The 15,827-nt window shown below is 66.0% G+C and carries 13 protein-coding genes and 3 pseudogenes; 11 read left to right on the top strand and 5 right to left on the bottom strand.

The genetic code is table 11. From position 1 onward, the window contains the following. Positions 1–327: 327 nt before the first annotated feature. On the bottom strand, positions 328–1,689 hold the full coding sequence (locus F8M74_RS35735) for a PQQ-dependent sugar dehydrogenase (RefSeq protein ID WP_141258327.1): 1,362 nt from the start codon (positions 1,687–1,689) through the stop codon (positions 328–330). A 349-nt stretch (positions 1,690–2,038) separates the two neighbouring features. Beyond that, on the bottom strand, positions 2,039–2,530 hold the full coding sequence (locus F8M74_RS35730; RefSeq protein WP_141258326.1) for a DoxX family protein: 492 nt from the start codon (positions 2,528–2,530) through the stop codon (positions 2,039–2,041). Between the two features lie 369 nt (positions 2,531–2,899). On the opposite strand from F8M74_RS35730, the pseudogene F8M74_RS38295 reads away from it, so the two are divergent. The 4 genes and pseudogenes from F8M74_RS38295 to F8M74_RS35710 all read left to right on the top strand — a co-directional run. Next, a pseudogene (locus tag F8M74_RS38295) lies at positions 2,900–3,136 on the top strand (IS701 family transposase); the annotation flags it as partial. A 10-nt stretch (positions 3,137–3,146) separates the two neighbouring features. After that, positions 3,147–3,365, top strand: a pseudogene (locus F8M74_RS38495) (bestrophin family ion channel); the annotation flags it as partial. Between the two features lie 79 nt (positions 3,366–3,444). After that, a complete protein-coding gene (locus tag F8M74_RS35715) occupies positions 3,445–4,203 on the top strand; it encodes a hypothetical protein (RefSeq protein WP_141258324.1) in 759 nt (252 codons plus the stop codon). Positions 4,204–4,367: 164 nt separating this feature from the next. Next, a complete protein-coding gene (locus F8M74_RS35710) occupies positions 4,368–4,763 on the top strand; it encodes an MFS transporter (RefSeq protein ID WP_228560821.1) in 396 nt (131 codons plus the stop codon). A 112-nt stretch (positions 4,764–4,875) separates the two neighbouring features. On the opposite strand, the gene F8M74_RS35705 is transcribed toward F8M74_RS35710, so the two are convergent. Next, positions 4,876–5,625, bottom strand: a complete 750-nt coding sequence (locus F8M74_RS35705; protein WP_141258321.1) for a hypothetical protein — start codon at positions 5,623–5,625, stop codon at positions 4,876–4,878. A gap of 134 nt (positions 5,626–5,759) precedes the next feature. Between F8M74_RS35705 and F8M74_RS38290 the strand changes: the two genes are divergently transcribed. Then, complete coding sequence (locus tag F8M74_RS38290; protein WP_228560819.1) at positions 5,760–6,173, top strand: ferredoxin; 414 nt, start codon at positions 5,760–5,762, stop codon at positions 6,171–6,173. A gap of 612 nt (positions 6,174–6,785) precedes the next feature. Beyond that, on the top strand, positions 6,786–7,763 hold the full coding sequence (locus F8M74_RS35690; protein ID WP_306441957.1) for a M24 family metallopeptidase: 978 nt from the start codon (positions 6,786–6,788) through the stop codon (positions 7,761–7,763). 54 nt (positions 7,764–7,817) lie between these two features. On the opposite strand, the gene F8M74_RS35685 is transcribed toward F8M74_RS35690, so the two are convergent. Together F8M74_RS35685 and F8M74_RS38490 are read right to left on the bottom strand one after the other, a co-directional pair. Continuing rightward, entirely contained in the window at positions 7,818–9,281 is a 1,464-nt protein-coding gene (locus F8M74_RS35685; protein WP_228565860.1) for an Ig-like domain-containing protein, read from the bottom strand. 726 nt (positions 9,282–10,007) lie between these two features. Continuing rightward, on the bottom strand, positions 10,008–10,136 hold the full coding sequence (locus F8M74_RS38490; protein ID WP_255470981.1) for a hypothetical protein: 129 nt from the start codon (positions 10,134–10,136) through the stop codon (positions 10,008–10,010). Between the two features lie 375 nt (positions 10,137–10,511). Between F8M74_RS38490 and F8M74_RS35675 the strand changes: the two genes are divergently transcribed. The 5 genes and pseudogenes from F8M74_RS35675 (at position 10,512) to F8M74_RS35655 (ending at position 15,814) form a co-directional block, all read left to right on the top strand. Next, positions 10,512–11,033, top strand: a complete 522-nt coding sequence (locus F8M74_RS35675) for a transposase (protein ID WP_162295124.1) — start codon at positions 10,512–10,514, stop codon at positions 11,031–11,033. Positions 11,034–11,136: 103 nt separating this feature from the next. After that, a pseudogene (locus tag F8M74_RS35670) lies at positions 11,137–12,311 on the top strand (IS256 family transposase). 523 nt (positions 12,312–12,834) lie between these two features. Continuing rightward, complete coding sequence (locus F8M74_RS35665; RefSeq protein ID WP_141258314.1) at positions 12,835–13,839, top strand: ABC-three component system protein; 1,005 nt, start codon at positions 12,835–12,837, stop codon at positions 13,837–13,839. After that, positions 13,827–14,339, top strand: coding sequence for an ABC-three component system middle component 2 (locus F8M74_RS38735; protein ID WP_306441956.1), 513 nt, complete (start codon positions 13,827–13,829; stop codon positions 14,337–14,339). The genes F8M74_RS35665 and F8M74_RS38735 overlap by 13 nt, the downstream gene beginning before the upstream one ends. Next, on the top strand, positions 14,336–15,814 hold the full coding sequence (locus F8M74_RS35655) for a hypothetical protein (protein WP_141258312.1): 1,479 nt from the start codon (positions 14,336–14,338) through the stop codon (positions 15,812–15,814). The genes F8M74_RS38735 and F8M74_RS35655 overlap by 4 nt, the downstream gene beginning before the upstream one ends. The last annotated feature ends 13 nt before the right edge of the window (positions 15,815–15,827 follow it).

Genomic DNA, 15,827 nt, shown 5'->3' with positions numbered 1-15,827 from the left:
CGCCCGGAGCGCTCCCTCCCAATCATTCTCCAGGAAGACGGGCCCTGCCTTCGCGGGAAGAGTGCGCTGCGTGGCGGCGGGAGGCGTCGCGCACCCCCAGAGCAACAGCAGGGCGCCGACGGCGAGTCTCATCGTCATGGATTCTCCGGGGTTGTGGGCTCGACGCGGGCCCCAGACACCCCGGGGGCTGGGGCGGTTCCGAAAGGCGGGCGGATTGGACGGAGAGGGGCTGTGTTGTGAGAGGGGGAGGGCTGGAGCCGCATCTCCGCGCCCCCCGAGGACCGAGTCGCTCGGGGAGCGTGGAGCATGCCGGGGCCGGCGGTGACTTCAGCGCGGCGTGACCTTGAGCAGCTTTCCGTTGGTGGCGTCGGTGAGCAGGTAGAGGGCTCCGTCGGGGCCCTGCACCACCTCGCGGATGCGCGCGCCCAGGTCCTTGAGGAGATGCTCCTCGCCCACCACGCGGTCATTCCGCATCATGAGCCGTATCAGCGCCTGGCTGGACAGGCCTCCGATGAAGACGTTGTTCCGCCACTCGGGGAACAGGTTCCCCGAGTAGATGGTCATTCCCGAGGGCGAAATGACCGGGTCCCAGTAGTACACGGGCTGCTCCATGCCTGGGCCCCGGGGGCTGTCGTGGATGGGCGCGCCGGAGTACTCCTCGCCATACCCGATGGTGGGCCAGCCGTAGTCCTTGCCGGCCTCGGGGCGGTTGAGCTCGTCACCCCCGCGCGGTCCCATTTCGACCGTCCACAGCCGGTGCTGGCTGTCGAGCGCCGCCGACAGGACGTTGCGGTGGCCCACCGACCAGATTTCCGGCTTCGCCCCCTCGGTGTTCACGTAGGGGTTGTCCTGGGGCACGGAGCCGTCGGGATTGATGCGGACCACCTTGCCGAAGTGGCTGTTCACGTCCCGAGCCTGCACCCGGCCCGCGAGGATGGAGCGCTCCCCGAGCGTGACGAACAGCTTGCCGTCGGGGGTGAACACCAGCCGTCCCCCCGAGTGCAGCGTCGACTCGAGCGTGGGCATCATGCGGAAGATGACCTGGACGTCCTCCACGCGAGGCTGCGCACCGTCCACGAGCTTCGCACGCGCCACCGCGAGCCCGTTGCCGCCCTGGCGTGGCTCGGAATAGGTCCAGTAGATGAGCTGGCTCTGCGCGTAGTCGGGGCCGACCTCCACGTCGAGCAGGCCCCCCTGTCCACGGCCATCCACGTTGGGCAGCCCCACGACGGCGGGAGACTTCGCGCCCTGCGGCGTGACGATGTAGAGCGAGCCGGTGGGCTTCTCCGTCACCAGCATGCGCTGGTCGGGCAGGAAGGCGATGGCCCAGGGGTTCCTGAAGCCCGAGGCAATCTCGGTGACCTGGATGGGCGTCTGCGTCTGGATGGCTGGGACACGTGTTTGCCCGGGGAAGGCCGGATCGAACTCGGGCACGTTGGGCGGGCCCTGCGGGACCGGGGGGCCGGTGGGAAGCGGATCTTCTGGCGGAACACCCGCGTCGTCCGGCGGAACACCCGCGTCATCTGACGGGACGCCCGCGTCATCTGGCGGGACGCCTGAGTCTTCCGGTGGGAGGCCCGAGTCCAGCTGCGGGACGCCCGAGTCTTGGGGCGTTGGCGTGGGGTCAGGGGTCTGGCTGCAGCCAGATAGGAGGGCGGCGACGATGAGGGGCATTGACAGGGTTCGCATGCGACTCGCTCCTGGGGGGATAGAACGGAAATGAACATCGCGTGCCTTGAGTCGAGTGGAAAGTCCGCGCTTCAACCGGTGGCCGGACCGTGCCGGACATCGGACAGAGGCTCGCCTCTCGGGCGGAACTCAGCACGGCATCGCAAATCGCTGTGCAGCAAGGCACCAATTGTATGGAGTGGCCGTAGTACAATGCACGGCGCTCAACGGCTCACCCCGAGTTTCGGCCCCCCTGTTGGGGCTTCTTTGGACTCCCTGAGTTTGTTCCCAGCTCGCCAGACGATGCGAGCCCAGGGTCCGCTCTTCTTTCGGAACCCTGCACAGCCTGGCTCCTGGCGAGAAGAGCGGGCTACGGTTCCGCGCCAGGGCGGCCTGAAGACTTTGGCGACGTGGCCCGGCTCGGCAGGACGGCGCGGAGCCGCGCATCGCGCAGCCAGAGCCCCAGCCAGAGCAGCGTCGCGATGTAGACGGGGAAGAGGATGTGGGAGAAGAGCGGATTGCCGACCCGGACGTGGGTGGCGACCGCGCCTCCGAGATAGCCCGTCCACAGGATGGCCCCCAGCACCGAGAGCCGGGGAGTGAGGTACACCGCCAGGCACGCCAGCTGAACGATTCCCAAGCCGAAGAGCACGCTCACGGGGTAGCCGAGCTCCACCGTGCCCTGCTGGGCCTCGGGAATCTGGAGCAATTTCCCGGTGGCATCGAACAGCAAGAAGAGGACGGCGATGCCGCTCAGGACGCGTCCTGTCCACAGGGCCTTCTTCGAGGAGGACTGCGTGCCCGACTGCAGGCGAGTGGCTGGGGCGGCGTGCTGGAGTTCGGTGTGGGGCGTCGTGGTCATAGGGGCCTCCGTGAAGCGGTTTTGAGGGTTGGACCGCCATGGCCACCGAAAATCATCGGTCGGTCGGAAAAAAGATCGCGGGCCCTCCGCGCCTGACTGACCGCCGCTCGGTTTGGCGGGCAGGGTGCGCGCCATCATCCATCGCTGTGCAGTGAGGCACCCAGCGGGTGCAGGCGCGAACGTCATGCGCAGCCGTCAACCCGACGAATCCGGCGGTGTGGTTTCCGCCGGACGTGGCGTCGCCAATGGACGTCTCACGTGAGGTTGAAGCTCGTCACGACGCGGCACTCCTACCCATCAATAGACAATCTCAAGCCGGGGGTAATGCTCCCCTCGTACCTCGAGACGAAGGGGGACATCGCCCTCGGGCATCAGGAGTTGAAGGCGGAGGTCGGTCTCGACCACTTCGAAGGACGCACGTGGCGTGGCTTCCACCACCACGTCACCCTCTGTGCCGTCGCCCACGGATTCCTCGCGCTCCGTCGGGCGCTTTTCCCCCCGGAGCCGAGTGCACTGGACGCTACCGATGGTGCGGCGCGCGCTTCAGCCGCTCTTGCTACGCCAGATTGGCACCTGCCCCCTCTGCAACAGGACCATCAGCCCTAGAGCTCCGCCTGAAATCACCTGGAGCGAGCTGCGAACGCGCGTCCACGGCATGATGAACGTGCTCGCCGCGTGTGAGCGCATCCGCTTCACGCCCCTGCCCTTCACGTACACGGTGCTGCTGCACCGCACCGCCTACCTGTTCTGCCTGCTGCTGCCCTTTGGTCTCGCGGAGGCGCTGGGTGAACCGCAGCTCGAGCCCTTGAAGCCGCGCGACTTCATCCTCCCCTGACCGGCCCGCGTCACGCTTCCATCACGCCGTCTCCGTAGGGTGGCTTTCGCAGTCCCCACCCCATCCTTGGAGAAGATCCGTGCGCGTTCTCTCTTCCCTGGCAGCGATTCCTCGCGTGCTCGCCATGATGTTCTGCCTCTTTGGCGCCCAGGCCCTGGCGAGCTACGCCACGGTGCTGGACGGCACTGTGCTCCTCAGCGCCGACAACACCAGCCGCTACCTGGTGGCGGGCGGCGCGAGGTTCTTCATCCCCTCCACGCAGTGGAGCCTGTATTCCAGCGCCAACCTGGTGGTGATGTCCCAGTCCTCCATTGATGCCATCACCCAGATTCCCCGGGACGGCACGCTGGCTCGCGAGAAGGGGCAGATCGCAATCTACGTCTTCGTGGGAGGCATGCCCTGGTGGATTCCCAACCCCACGGAGCTGGACTTCTGGGATGACTGGAAGACCATCAACGAAATCCCGAGCCACTGGGAGGCGCCCTTCCAGGACTACAGCATCCAGCAGGTGCTGTTGCGCGAGCGCACGGGGACCCAAATCTACATCTGGACCACGGGGCTGAAGATTCCCATCACCAACGCGTCGGACCTCGCCTACTACGGTGGTGAGTCCAACGTGAAGACGGTTCCGCTGGGCACACTGGCCAGCCACAGCCAAAGCGAGCCGTACTGCGGAGCGATTCTGCGCGAGCGTTCGAGCAGCACCTCGTATTACCTCGGGTATTCCGCCGGCCTCATGAGGAGGTACGCCACCACGTCAGCCCCTCACGCCGTGGTTCCGGATGGCGCGCTCTCCTCCTTCCCGGTGACCACAAGCGCGCCGTACTGCATCCAGTAACACGATGCTTCCGCAAGGAGGGGGCTCTTGCGCCCTCCTTGCCTGCAGGTGATGTGTCTCGCCGTCTACTTCACCTGGAGCACGGACAGCACGTTGCCCGAAGGGTCCTTGAACCAGGCGATGGGCGGCCCCATGTCGCGGCGTGGGGCGGTTTCGACAGCCGCATGCGGACGATGGTCGTGTCCAACCTCATCATGGGCGCGTGCACCGTGGCCCTCGGCGTGGTGCCCCACTTGGGGGTGTACCTGGCGGCCATGGGGATCTTCGGCGTGGCACTGCCGCTCTACAACACGCCCGCCACGGTGATGCTCCAGGAGCGCGTGGAGCCGGCTTACCTGGGCCGAGTCTTCAGCGTGATGACCATGCTCTCCACCGCGCTGATGCCGCTATCCATGCTGCTCTTCGGCCCCCTGGCAGAAGTGGTCTCCATCGAGCCGCTCCTGCAGATCACCGGCGTGCTGGTGATCTTCCTCGGGCTGCTCGCGCCGCTCCACCGTCGGCTGATGTCCTTCGGCGAGCCCAAGCGTCCCCCAGTCGAGTCCCAGGACCTGGCCAGTTGAGGGCCTGATTCATGGCTCGGAGAAAGAGACCAGTCGGGCCCCGTTTCCGCGACCAGACACGCGGGCCCTCACTGACGAGGTGGCCCGCGTGCCTGGGGTCCGGTGCGGTTCGCTACGGCGCGCAGTAGATGGCGCGCTCGAACTTGCCCGTCACTTCGACGATGGAGTCAGCGCGAACCACGTACTCACTGGCACCCACACGCGTGTCGGCGTTGCACCAATCATACGTGTAGCCCAACCCGGTCCAGGGGTAGTGCGTGCTCTGCCAGAACCCATAGCTGGAGGCGTAGTAGGCGTTGATCCAATTCCAGTGCTCGGAGGTGGCGGAGGCAGGGAACTGAAGACCGCACGAGGCGTCGTCAATCTCCGCGTCCGGGCAGGGCCGGAACAGGTTCTCGGGCCGGACCCACAGCTCGACGACGTAGCGATCGTTGTCCTTCTCCGTGGCCGGGGGCAATCCCAGGTACTGGTTGAGGCGACCCACGAGCTTCTCTTCGGGTACCGTCTTGCAGAACGTCTGGAGCTGAGGCGCGGGTGTGACCCAGACCTCACGGGAGAGCGTGTTCTCGCCCAGCGTGTAGCCAGCGAACGTGGTCCAGATGGCCATGCGCACGGCCGTCCGGGACTCGTTCCAGATGAGCCGCGGATTCGACGGGCTGATGGCCCACAGCTCCGTGGAGATGTCCGCCACCGTGGGTTCGGCCGCGTTGCGGACGGCCTCCGCATAGGTCTGTGAATCGCAGGCGAGTTCCTCGGGAGGACCCGGAAGCGGGTCCTGCGTATCTTCACCGCAGCCAGTGAGGGCCAGGAGCGCGGTGGTTGCAGTGAACGTTCGCAGGGTGCGCGAGAAGGCGCTGAACATCGTGACATCTCCGTGAAAGGATGGATTCGCGGCGAGTGTAGACGAATCGTGAAGGAACGAGAGCCTTGTCTCTCCGTGAATCGCACAGCGCCTGAGCCCGGCTCCCAGGTAGGCTCGCTCTCGAGGAGAACCGCATGTCGAAGCAGCACGAGCCCCATCCCATGAACGTGCCTGGCGACTTCTATGTCGTGGACCAGTGCTGCGCCGCGTGCGGCGTTCCCACACACATTGCGCCAGAGACGTTCGCGTTCGCGACCGAACGACTTGGCGGCGACTGCTACGTCCAGAGACAGCCCATCACCACCGAAGAGGTCGACCGCGCGCTCATGGTCGTTCGCTGCCAGGAGTTCGGATGCGTTCGGTACGGGGGACCCACCCCGTCATCCTGCGCCGACTCGCTGAAGCGGGGGAAGGCGACCAGTGCGATGCGCCTCTGCCCGCAGGGAGCCGCCCTGTCTGGCGGAACCACGTCTCCGTCGAAGCACAGCGTTTCGATACTCGCGCTTGGGAGTCAGCGGCTGTGCTTGAGCGCTTCCGTCTTTGGCTGACGGGCCAACAACCCAACTATCGAACCACTCACATCAAGAGGAGCGCCTCCAGCGCCTCCTTTTCGTTCTCCTGGACCGAGAATGGGTTCCACGAAGTGACGGCCAACCCCATCGGCGACGTACCAGGCCGGTGGCTCCTCCAACATGCAGGGAATATCACGGTGTCTGAGATCATCGCGGAGTGGCTGAAGGGCGCAGGTGAACTGGGCGCGGTGCAGTGGTACTCGCAGGAGGAGTGGGAGCGTGGCCTTCCGGGCCAGGCCCGCCCCTGGTAAGGCGACGCACAGCCCGCGGGCGCCAGCTCCCCGGCGCACACCGGTCAGCAGCGCGGTGCGACCTCCACGAAAGGATAGGACGGATAGGAGCCCTGCTGAGGCCGGCGGGCTGGTGAAGAGGGGCCAAGAAGGGCCGCTGGAGGGTGACACGCGGGCTGTGCGCCGTGCCGGAGCAGAGGCTGTGCCGCCCCTCGGGGCACATGCCGGCCCAAGCGGCCCATCCAGGCGGCAGGCCGCAGGGGCGTGGGCTTCCAGGTCACTGTGGGAGCTTGGGCTCAACACCACGCGCTCTGGGGTGGACCCTGTGCCGGGGCCAGCTTCGCAGGCCGCGAGGGCAATGCCAGGCGCTCCAGAATGGCGCGCCCCCCACTGGGGGCCGTCAGGTATGCCAGCACCCTCCTGCGGCCTCCACACCGAGAGCAGGCGAAGACATCCAGCGCGAACGTCCGGCGCAGCAGTCCCGCCCAATCCAATCGCGGCGTGCGCTCCATCGTCGACTCCACCGTCGCAGCCTGGGCCGGGCTCTCCTCCTCCAGCCCCGGCTCCGCCCCCGCTTGAGGGAGCCTGGCGTTCGGCGGACGAGGCCCGCTTTTACGAGGAGCAGACGAAGATCGCGTGGAACATCATCGAGACGGCCTTCTCCAACCAGGTCATCACCCCGGGCGTCACCACCACCCGTGACGCGGAGTGGTGGATGCGGCAGCGCCTGGCGGACCTGGGCCTGGAGACATGGTTCCAGCCGTCGGTGGACGTGCAGCGGCAGGGCGCCGACGACAAGGGGCTGGGCGAGAACCCGGTCATCCAGCGCGGCGACGTGCTGCACTGCGACTACGGCGTCACCGCGCTGGGGCTCAACACCGACACCCAGCACATGGGCTATGTGCTGCCCGAGGGTGAGACGGACGTGCCCGAACGGCTGAAGGCCGCACTGAAGGCGTCCAACCGGCTGCAGGACATCGTGTTCGAGGAGCTGCGTCCGGGGCGCTCGGGCAATGACATCCTGCGCGTCTCGCGGGAGCGGATGCGCGCAGAGGGCATCAACGGCACCGTGTACTCGCACCCCATTGGTCTGCACGGCCACGGCGCCGGCCCCATGGTGGGCCTGTGGGACCCGCAGGAGGGTGTGCCCGGCAATGGCGACCACCAGGTGATCGCGAACCAGTGGTACTCCGTCGAGCTCCAGGCCACGTCCCCAGTGCCGGAGTGGAACGGCCAGCTGCTGCGCTCCGCGCAGGAAGAGGACGTCACCATCGACGCCGAGGGCCGCGTGCACTGGGCCTGGAAGCGTCAGACGGACTTCCACCTGGTTCGCTGAGAGCGGGGCCCGTAAGGCGTGGCGAGCGGCACCGTGAAGGCGCCGCTCGTGGCCTCACTGTGGGCGCAGCACGGCGTCGCCCGACAAAGCCCAGGGCGTTCCGTCTTCGTCGAGATGGAACCCATGCAAGAACTCCCACCCAATGACTTGCTTGGGCTCCCAGCCCGTGGGCCGGCGCCTGCTGAAGTAGGCCTGGGTGTAGTAGCCGTATGGGCCGTGCTCGTTCCAGACAAGCCAGGGCTCGAGGTCGTTGCCGACCACGAGCCGGAGCGACGCATACCTGCCGATGCTGTGCCCGAGGTTGATGTCTTCGGGCGGGACCCAGTTGGGTTGCGCTGAGTCCAGTGCCGCGGATGAGAAGCGGAGGGCCTCGGCGCTGTAGATGTTGCCGTACTCGGAGTGCCAGATGGCGCCGTTCTCCATCCATGCGATGAGGGCGCGGTGGTCTGGCTGAATCGCAAGGGCGATGCTGTCCACGGAGGTGTTCGTCCTGACGGGAATGGGCACGCCTGCGGGACCCTGGATTCCGTTCTCGAACGTCCTGACGTGGATGTAGCTGTGGGGAGGGTCGAAGTTGTGGGTCGCCTCCTCCCAGGCTACGACCACGCGCGTGTCATCCGCGGCGAGGGCCACTCGCATCGCGGGAGTCTGCGGCGCTGGATTCGCGTCGAGGGGCGCACCGAGTGGCTTCCACTCCGTCCCCGTCCAGCGGATGACGCGAACCTCGGTTTCGAGCCCGCCGAGCTCCCGTCGTACGGCGACGACAGGTCTTCCCTGCGGCGCCAACGTCATCGTGACGAATTGGTACTCGGATGGGCCGATATGGAGGACCGGAAGGCGTTCCCAGGCCGTCCCGGTGTAGCGCGCAAACTGGAGCAACGTCGCCCCGGTTGCGGCATTCCGCTCTTGCCATTGGAAGACAAGCACGCCGTCCCGGGCCTCCAATTGATACGCAAGGATGTTCGCGGAGCGCTCATTCTCCGCTCGAAATGGGGGGAGCCGTTGCCATGCATGTCCATCCCACCGGGCGATATGGGGTTCTTGTTCAAGATGCAGGCCGAAATCGTTGAAGGCGATGACTGGCACTGGGCCAGTCGCGTCACTGGCAAGTGCGAATGACATGACGAATGGACCGCCGTACTCCGGGAACAAGGGCTCCGCGACGCGGCGAAAAGGCAGGTAGTGGGCGGAGTACATCAGTTCGCTGTCCGTCAGCCTCGGGTCGAGCAGGTTGCCGGCCAGGTCGGTCAGGTTCCGCTGGAGCAGCGTCGCGCCCAGTCTGACGGGCACCTGGAGTGGCGACGCTGGCACCAATTCGAGGACGGTTCCGCCTTCACGGAGAACCGCTCGATGTGCGAGCGGGACCGGGCTGTTGTTCCAGTTTTGCAGCTCGGTCGGCGCGGACGAGAGGGATTCCGGTAGCAGCGGCTCCGAGAAGACGAACGCAATCGGTGACGCCACGGACGGATAGCTGTGGCCAGGTCTCACGGAGACGATGGTGGGCGGCGTGCGGTCCACCGTGACGGCCACCGCTTCGGCGCCGACGTGCTTACCGTCAACCCAAACACGAGCCTTGAACGCGAAGCGTCCCTCGGCATGCGTGGCGCAGTCGACGACGTGCTGGTATGGAGCCTCCAGCCGCGTGGGGACCTCGTCGTTCGTGATGAGTTGGACTCGCTCCGGAGTGCCGCCTTCGACGGAGACCGAGAGCGTCCACGTCCCCTCCCGGCAGTACGCCGGGCCTTCCGTCCGCGCAGTGACGCGCACCGCGGGTGGCTGCTCGTCGGGGTGATGTGGGGGCATCGGCTCGGACCGGGAGCTGTCGCAAGCGGTGGTTCCCAGTGTCGCGCAGAGCAGTGGGAGGGCCCAGCGGGCGTGGGGATGTCTGGGGTTCATGAGAGACCTTTGGGAGGACACGCCAAACCGTTGCGGCGGGACTCGGCGCGTGCAGCTTGGTCCGAGTCCGTGCCTGGCGACAATGCCGGGCCCGGTGGGTGTCCCGGCGCACAGAGACCCGCCGGAGGCGCCGTCCCTGACCACGTCGCCGCGCGCCTCCGGACAGGCACCCCGTGATGGCGCGTGTCCATCGTGACCCGGTGGACGAACACCCTCCGCCGGGCCTGCCGCCAGCGGGCGGACGCGGAGGCGGGCCGGTGCCACCGCGCCCCGGGCCGCTGCCTCAAGCCGCGTTCAGTGGTGCGTCGCGCCCGTCATGGACTGGAGCAGCGTCACCAGCGCGCGCTTCTACTCGTTCGTGAGGTCCAGCGGCACCATGGTCTCCGTCTTCTTGCCCACGAAGGTGCCGGGCGCGCCGCCACCCTGGTTGTAGAAGTCGATGACCTCTTCCAGCGTGGCCTGCGCGCCGGTGTGCATGTATGGCGCCGTCAGCGTCAGGTTGCGCAGCGACGGCGTGCGGAACGCACCCTCCAGGGTCTCCCGGTTCGCCTGTAAGTATAGGACGGATAGGAGCCCTGTTGAGGGCGGCGAGCAGGTGAAGAGGGGCCAAGAAGGGCCGCTGGAGGGTGACACGCGGGCTGTGCGCCGTGCCGGAGCAGAGGCTGTGCCGCCCCTCGGGGCACATGCCGGCCCAAGCGGCCCATCCAGGCGGCAGGCAAGGGGCTGCTCTCGGACGTCCTCACCCTTTTCCTGCGAGCGGTGTTTGCCCTGCAACGTCGCAGGGCACGGCGGCAGGGCGTGCGCGGTGAACAGACCGGGGCCGTCTCTTTTCTTCAATTTTTCGGCTCGGCCTTGCAAGTAACCCCTCACTATCATGCGCTGGTGCCGGAAGGCGTCTTCGTGCCGGGGGAGGGCGGCGTGCGCTTCGAGGCGTTGCCGCCGCCCACGCAAGGTGAGGTGGAGCGGCTGCTGAGGGTGGTGCGTCACCGGGTGCTGCACTTGCTGGAGAAAAGAGGGGCCCTGCCCGCGCAAGGGCCTGAGGACGCGCTGCAGGCGTACCAGGCGCACTCCCTCCAGCAACGGCTGCGCTGGACGGAGGTGGACGTCCGGCCCCCTCCCAACAAGCAGCCGCGGTGCGCCTTGCTGGAGGGTTTCTCCCTGCACGCCAACACGCACCTGCATGCCAACGACAGGCAGGGACTGGAACGGCTATGCCGCTACGGGGCGCGCGGTGCGCTGGCGCTGGAGCGGCTGTCACGAGCGGAGGACGGCCGCATCGCCTATCGGATGAAGCGCCCGCAGCCGGACGGCACCACGCACCTGCTCTTCACCGGGTTGGAGTTGCTGCGTCGCTGGCGGGTCGTGTCCCTATAAGTGTGTAAACAGCGAGGAGGGACGAGCGGGAAAGAGGGAAGCTCCTCGGTGAAACCAACCGAGACGGTCCTCCTTTGGCGAGGAGGCCGAGGAGTTCCCCGACGTGGAAGATACAGACTTTGTTCCTCCCTCGCACGAGGAGGTGCGCACCGACGTGCGCGCGCTCTTCCTGGGAGCCATCCGCATGACGCTCGAGATGCTGCTGGAGGAGGAGATACGGGGCCTGGTGGGAGCCGGGCGCTGGCAGCAGGTGGCGGGGCGCAAGGACCAGCGCAATGGGAGCTACCTGCGAGGCCTGCTGACATCCATGGGGCACCTGGAGGTGGCGGTGCCCCGGACGAGGGCGAGCGGCTCCGCGGAGGCCGTGCTGGGCCGCTACAAGCGGCGCAGCGAAGAGCTCGACGAGGCGATTACCAGCGCGTACGTGCAGGGCGTCTCCACGAGGAAGATGGGCCGGGTGACCAGGGCCCTCATGGGCGAGGAGGTTTCGCGCTCGACGGTGAGCCGGGTGACGAAGTCCCTCGAGGAGAAGGTGGAGGGCCTGCGCACCCAGCCCCTCACCCAGGCCTTTCCCTACCTGTACCTGGATGCCACCTTCCTGGACGCCGGTGGGCGCGCACGGTGCAGAACGTCTCGGCCCTGGTGGCCTACGGCGTGGGCGAGGATGGGCACCGGCACCTGTTGGCGGTGACTCTGGGGGGCAGCGAGTCGGTGGATTCCTGGCTGGAGCTGCTTCGCCAACTGCTCGAGCGAGGGTTGAGGGGCGTGCGGCTCGTCATCGCCGACGGACACGCGGGACTGGCCGCCGCGGCCCGGCAGTCGCTGCCCGAGGCCCAGCTCCAGCGTTGCACGGTGCACCTCACCCGGAACGTCCTCGCCAAGGCCCCCTGGCGGCTACGTGGACGGCTCGGCAAGGACACGTCGGCCATCTTCGAGGCGCCCTCGCTCCAGGACGCCAGGAAGCGCCTGGAGGCGCTCCAGGCCGGACTGGGCCGCCAGGTCCCCGAGGCCATGGAGTGCCTGCGCGACGGCTTTGCCGCAGCCACCTGCTTCTTCTCTTTCCCAAAGGCCCACTGGAAGCGGCTTCGCAGCACCAACGGCCTCGAACGCCTCCATGGCGAAGTGAAGCGCCGCATCCGCTCCGTGGGGGCCTTCCCTGACCGCGCCAGCGCCCTGCGCCTCATCACCGCCGTCGCCCTTGATGTCACTGGCATCTGGGATGACCGCCGCTACCTCGACATGGCCCTGCTGACTTCAAACCCAGACATCGTTGAATGATGCCTCCAAGGAGCCTTCCTCCCCCGCACCCCCTTCGAACCAACTACACACGAGTCGGGACTTGACCGAGACGTAGAGCAGCGGATTGACCACCTCCCGGCGCGAGTGCACCACCGGTTGCGGACCGACGGGGTTGCCGCGCACGAAGGGCTCGACCAATTCCCACTGCGGATCGGTCAACTCCGACGGGTAGCGTGTTCGAGGAGGACTCTTGGGGAGAGGGCTCATGGCCCGCCCGTAGAATGGGGCAGTTCACTCCGAACAACCCAGGGGATAGTCCTCTCCGTGTCCCATCCGACAGAGCAGCAGGAGAGTCAGACGCCAGGACGGATGCGTGCAGCCTTCTCGACCTGCGTAGAGTGCTGAGGGAGCGCTACATCTTGCGCTCCCTCACCGAGACGTGGCGGCGCGACGATAACGAGAAGCGTCCGCATGGGGTACGCGCCGACCCTCACTACGCTCCCATGAGGTGACAACGAGGAACTACCTGAATCCCCGATTTTAGCTATCGTCCGATGCTCGAATGATTCGGTACGATCGCGAGATTCTGAAGCTGGCCTCCGATGCGCTCGAGCTCTTCGTCTACGACTGGGTGGACGCCAAAGCCAAGCTGGGTGGCTATCACGAGGTCGAGCGATTCTCAGGACCGGGGGACCGCGGCCGAGATGTCGTAGGCTTTTGTGCGCCCAATCGTCATGAAGGTCTTTGGGACAACTACCAGTGCAAGCAGTACGCAGGGCCGGTCGACCTAGGCACAGGGCTGCTAGAGCTCAGCAAGCTGCTCTATTACGCATACCTGGGCGAGTTTACCCCGCCGCGTAGGTACATGTTCGTTGCACCGCGGGGGGTCACCCGGCCACTCCAGCTTCTCATCAACAAGCCCAGCGAGCTTCAAAAGACTCTGCTGGACCGGTGGGACAAACACTGCAGGACTAGCATTGCAGATGGTGAGGACATTCCTCTCAACGCGGCCCTGAAGGCGTTCATCGAAAAGTACGACTTCAGCAACGTGAGCAGCGTCTCCGTTGAAAAGATGCTCGCAGACGCGTGCATCAAGCCAGTTTTGGTGAAGCACTTTGGCGCAGACCCTGGACCCGCTCCCAAGGGGACTGCACCAACGGCAGTCCTAGCTGCGGAAGTCCCCTACATCCGACAACTCGTCAATGCGTATGGCGAATGCGACGGGTGCACCTATCCTGGGCATGAAGCGGTGAGCAACCACCCGAAGCATGGAGTGCATCTGAAACTTCAGCGGGAGCGCTTTTTTGACGCCGATGCCTTCCAACGCTTCTACCGGGACAACTCGACGCCCGAAAGCTTGGAGCAGTTGGAAGAGGACATTTTCCATGGGGTCGTTGAGGTACATGCGGGCCCTCATTCGAGCACGCTCGCGCAAGTCAGCGCGGTGATGATTCAAGCGGCGAACGTGAAGCCCTCAGGGCTGCTTTCACCGCATGCGCGCATTCCGGTCAAGCAGGGCATCTGCCACCATTTTGCCAATGCAGAGAGACTCAAGTGGGGCAAGTAAAGGACAGGCCTCGTTCGAGGGGACCACGACTCTTCAACAGCGCCCTGGAGACAGGGGTCCGCACAGTATTCGTCCTCGATGCCTCGCATCCTCGGCCCCTGGACCTCCTCCAACTGACTTGGCTCGACTACCTCGTGGTGCATACCGGGGACATTGGCGGACCACCCAGCCTGCACCCCGATGTCCCGGCACGAATGGGGGAGCTGCTGGTGCGAAGGCACCTCGTTCAGGACGGGCTGAACCTCGTGCAGCGGCTGCATCTCGTGGACGCCATCTTCGACCCCAGCGGCATTCGCTATTGCGCCAGTGATGCAGCGCCCGCCTTCATTGAACTGATGCGCGCTCCCTACTCCCAAAATCTGAAGACGCGTGCAAAGTGGCTCATGGGCCATTTCGCAGAGAAGGATGACAGCGCGATGGAGCGGTACATCTCCGAGAAGATTGGCCGCTGGGCCGTTGAGTTCCAAGGCGAGTCGGATTCCGACGAGGCAGGCCTATGACAGCGCCACTGATGCTCCGTCATCTCGTCTACACCGGGCCAGGAGTGTCCGCCGCCACGCTCCGATTCGGTCCTGGGCTCAACCTGCTGCTGGGCGCGTCCAACACCGGCAAGTCGTTTGCCGTGAAGACCATCGACTTCATGTTGGGCGCGGGTGGACGCCTGCCCGATATCGAGGAACGCAGGGCGTATGACCGAGCCTGGTTGGGCCTCTCCACGCAGGCTTCGGGTGACCTGACGCTTGTCCGGGGCTTGAAGGGGGGAGCCCTCCAAGTCAGCAGCGGCCTTTCCGAAGGTGGAGAGGTGCCCAGGGGGGCGCGACGCCTCGCCGCCGCAAACGACGCCGAGAGCTCGAACAATGTCTCCCAGTTCCTGCTCGAGCTCATCGGGCTCCAGCGCAAGCTGGTCGTCACGGACGCCAATGGTGCGAAGAAGCCGCTGAGCTTCCGCGACATAGCGCGCTACTGCATCGTCGACGAAGCCTCGATGTGGAACGAGGTGTCACCCGTCCACAGCGGGCAACACATCAGGAAGACAGTGGAGCGCAGCACCTTCAGGCTTCTCCTCACCGGTGCCGACGACAGCGCCGTCACGCAGGTTCCGGCCCCCAAGCTGAGGGCAGCCTCCACGGCCGCCAAGGTTGAGGTCTTCGACGAGATGATCGCGGCACTGGATGCAGAGCTTGCCTCGCACTTCCCCGACGCAGAGGAACTGGCGGCTCAGGGCGAGAAGTTAACTGCGCCCTTCGAGTCCCTGCAAGCAGAGTTGCAAGTAGCCCAGGACTCAGTTCGGGCACTCATGGCCCAAAAGCGTAGCCTGGTGCAGGAACTCTCATCCCACGAGCAGCGACTCGCAGACATCCAGACGCGCTTGGCGCGTTTTCAGCAACTCGATGCCATCTACGTGTCCGACGTCCAGCGCTTGGAGTCACTGGAGGAAGCAGGGTTCGTCCTTGCGCTCGACGGAGAGAAGGACTGCCCGCTGTGCGGCGCGCAGTCTCCTGCGCAGCGCCATGGGCACCCGCTGAGGGAAATCGAGGACGTCCGCGCAGCAGCCTTGGCAGAGGCAGACAAGGTTAGAAGGCAGCAGGTTGACCTCGGGAAGACCGTAGTAGCGCTGCAGGAGGAGCGCGATGCGGTCGCCTCCGGCCCCTTCCCCGCCGCAAGAAATCGACTCGCGCAATTGGAGCAAGAGCTGTCGCGGCTCACGCCTCAAGTCTCGGCGACGCAGAATCGCTTCACGGACCTTCTCAAAGCGCGTGAGCGGTTGAGGTGGGGCTTGGCACTGCTTGAACAGCGGCGCGTGCTCGTACGGAAGAGAGAAGAAGTCGCAAGTGAGAAGCCGGCATCCAGGGCAGAGCGACTAAACCGCCTCGACGAGTCCGCTAAACATGGAGCCCAGCGTGCTCGAAGAAGGAGCGGAGGACGTCGGGACGATGCTGTAGGGCACGGAATTCCTTTCGTGCCAGGCGCATGAGGTCCGAAATGGC

The sequence above is a fragment of the Myxococcus sp. CA023 genome (assembly GCF_010998615.1).
In the GTDB taxonomy this organism is placed as follows: domain Bacteria; phylum Myxococcota; class Myxococcia; order Myxococcales; family Myxococcaceae; genus Myxococcus.
Note: the sequence above shows the minus strand (reverse complement) of the source record. Positions and strands in the feature narration are given on the sequence as shown.

Coding starts and splice junctions, on each gene's coding strand:
- F8M74_RS38490 (WP_255470981.1), bottom strand. CDS start 10,136: ATGCACACCGGCGCGCAGGCCACGCTGGAAGAGGTCATCGACTTCTAC.
- F8M74_RS35730 (WP_141258326.1), bottom strand. CDS start 2,530: ATGACCACGACGCCCCACACCGAACTCCAGCACGCCGCCCCAGCCACT.
- F8M74_RS35655 (WP_141258312.1), top strand. CDS start 14,336: ATGACAGCGCCACTGATGCTCCGTCATCTCGTCTACACCGGGCCAGGA.
- F8M74_RS35735 (WP_141258327.1), bottom strand. CDS start 1,689: ATGCGAACCCTGTCAATGCCCCTCATCGTCGCCGCCCTCCTATCTGGC.
- F8M74_RS35690 (WP_306441957.1), top strand. CDS start 6,786: ATGCCAGGCGCTCCAGAATGGCGCGCCCCCCACTGGGGGCCGTCAGGT.
- F8M74_RS35665 (WP_141258314.1), top strand. CDS start 12,835: ATGATTCGGTACGATCGCGAGATTCTGAAGCTGGCCTCCGATGCGCTC.
- F8M74_RS35710 (WP_228560821.1), top strand. CDS start 4,368: ATGCGGACGATGGTCGTGTCCAACCTCATCATGGGCGCGTGCACCGTG.
- F8M74_RS35705 (WP_141258321.1), bottom strand. CDS start 5,625: ATGTTCAGCGCCTTCTCGCGCACCCTGCGAACGTTCACTGCAACCACC.
- F8M74_RS38290 (WP_228560819.1), top strand. CDS start 5,760: ATGTCGAAGCAGCACGAGCCCCATCCCATGAACGTGCCTGGCGACTTC.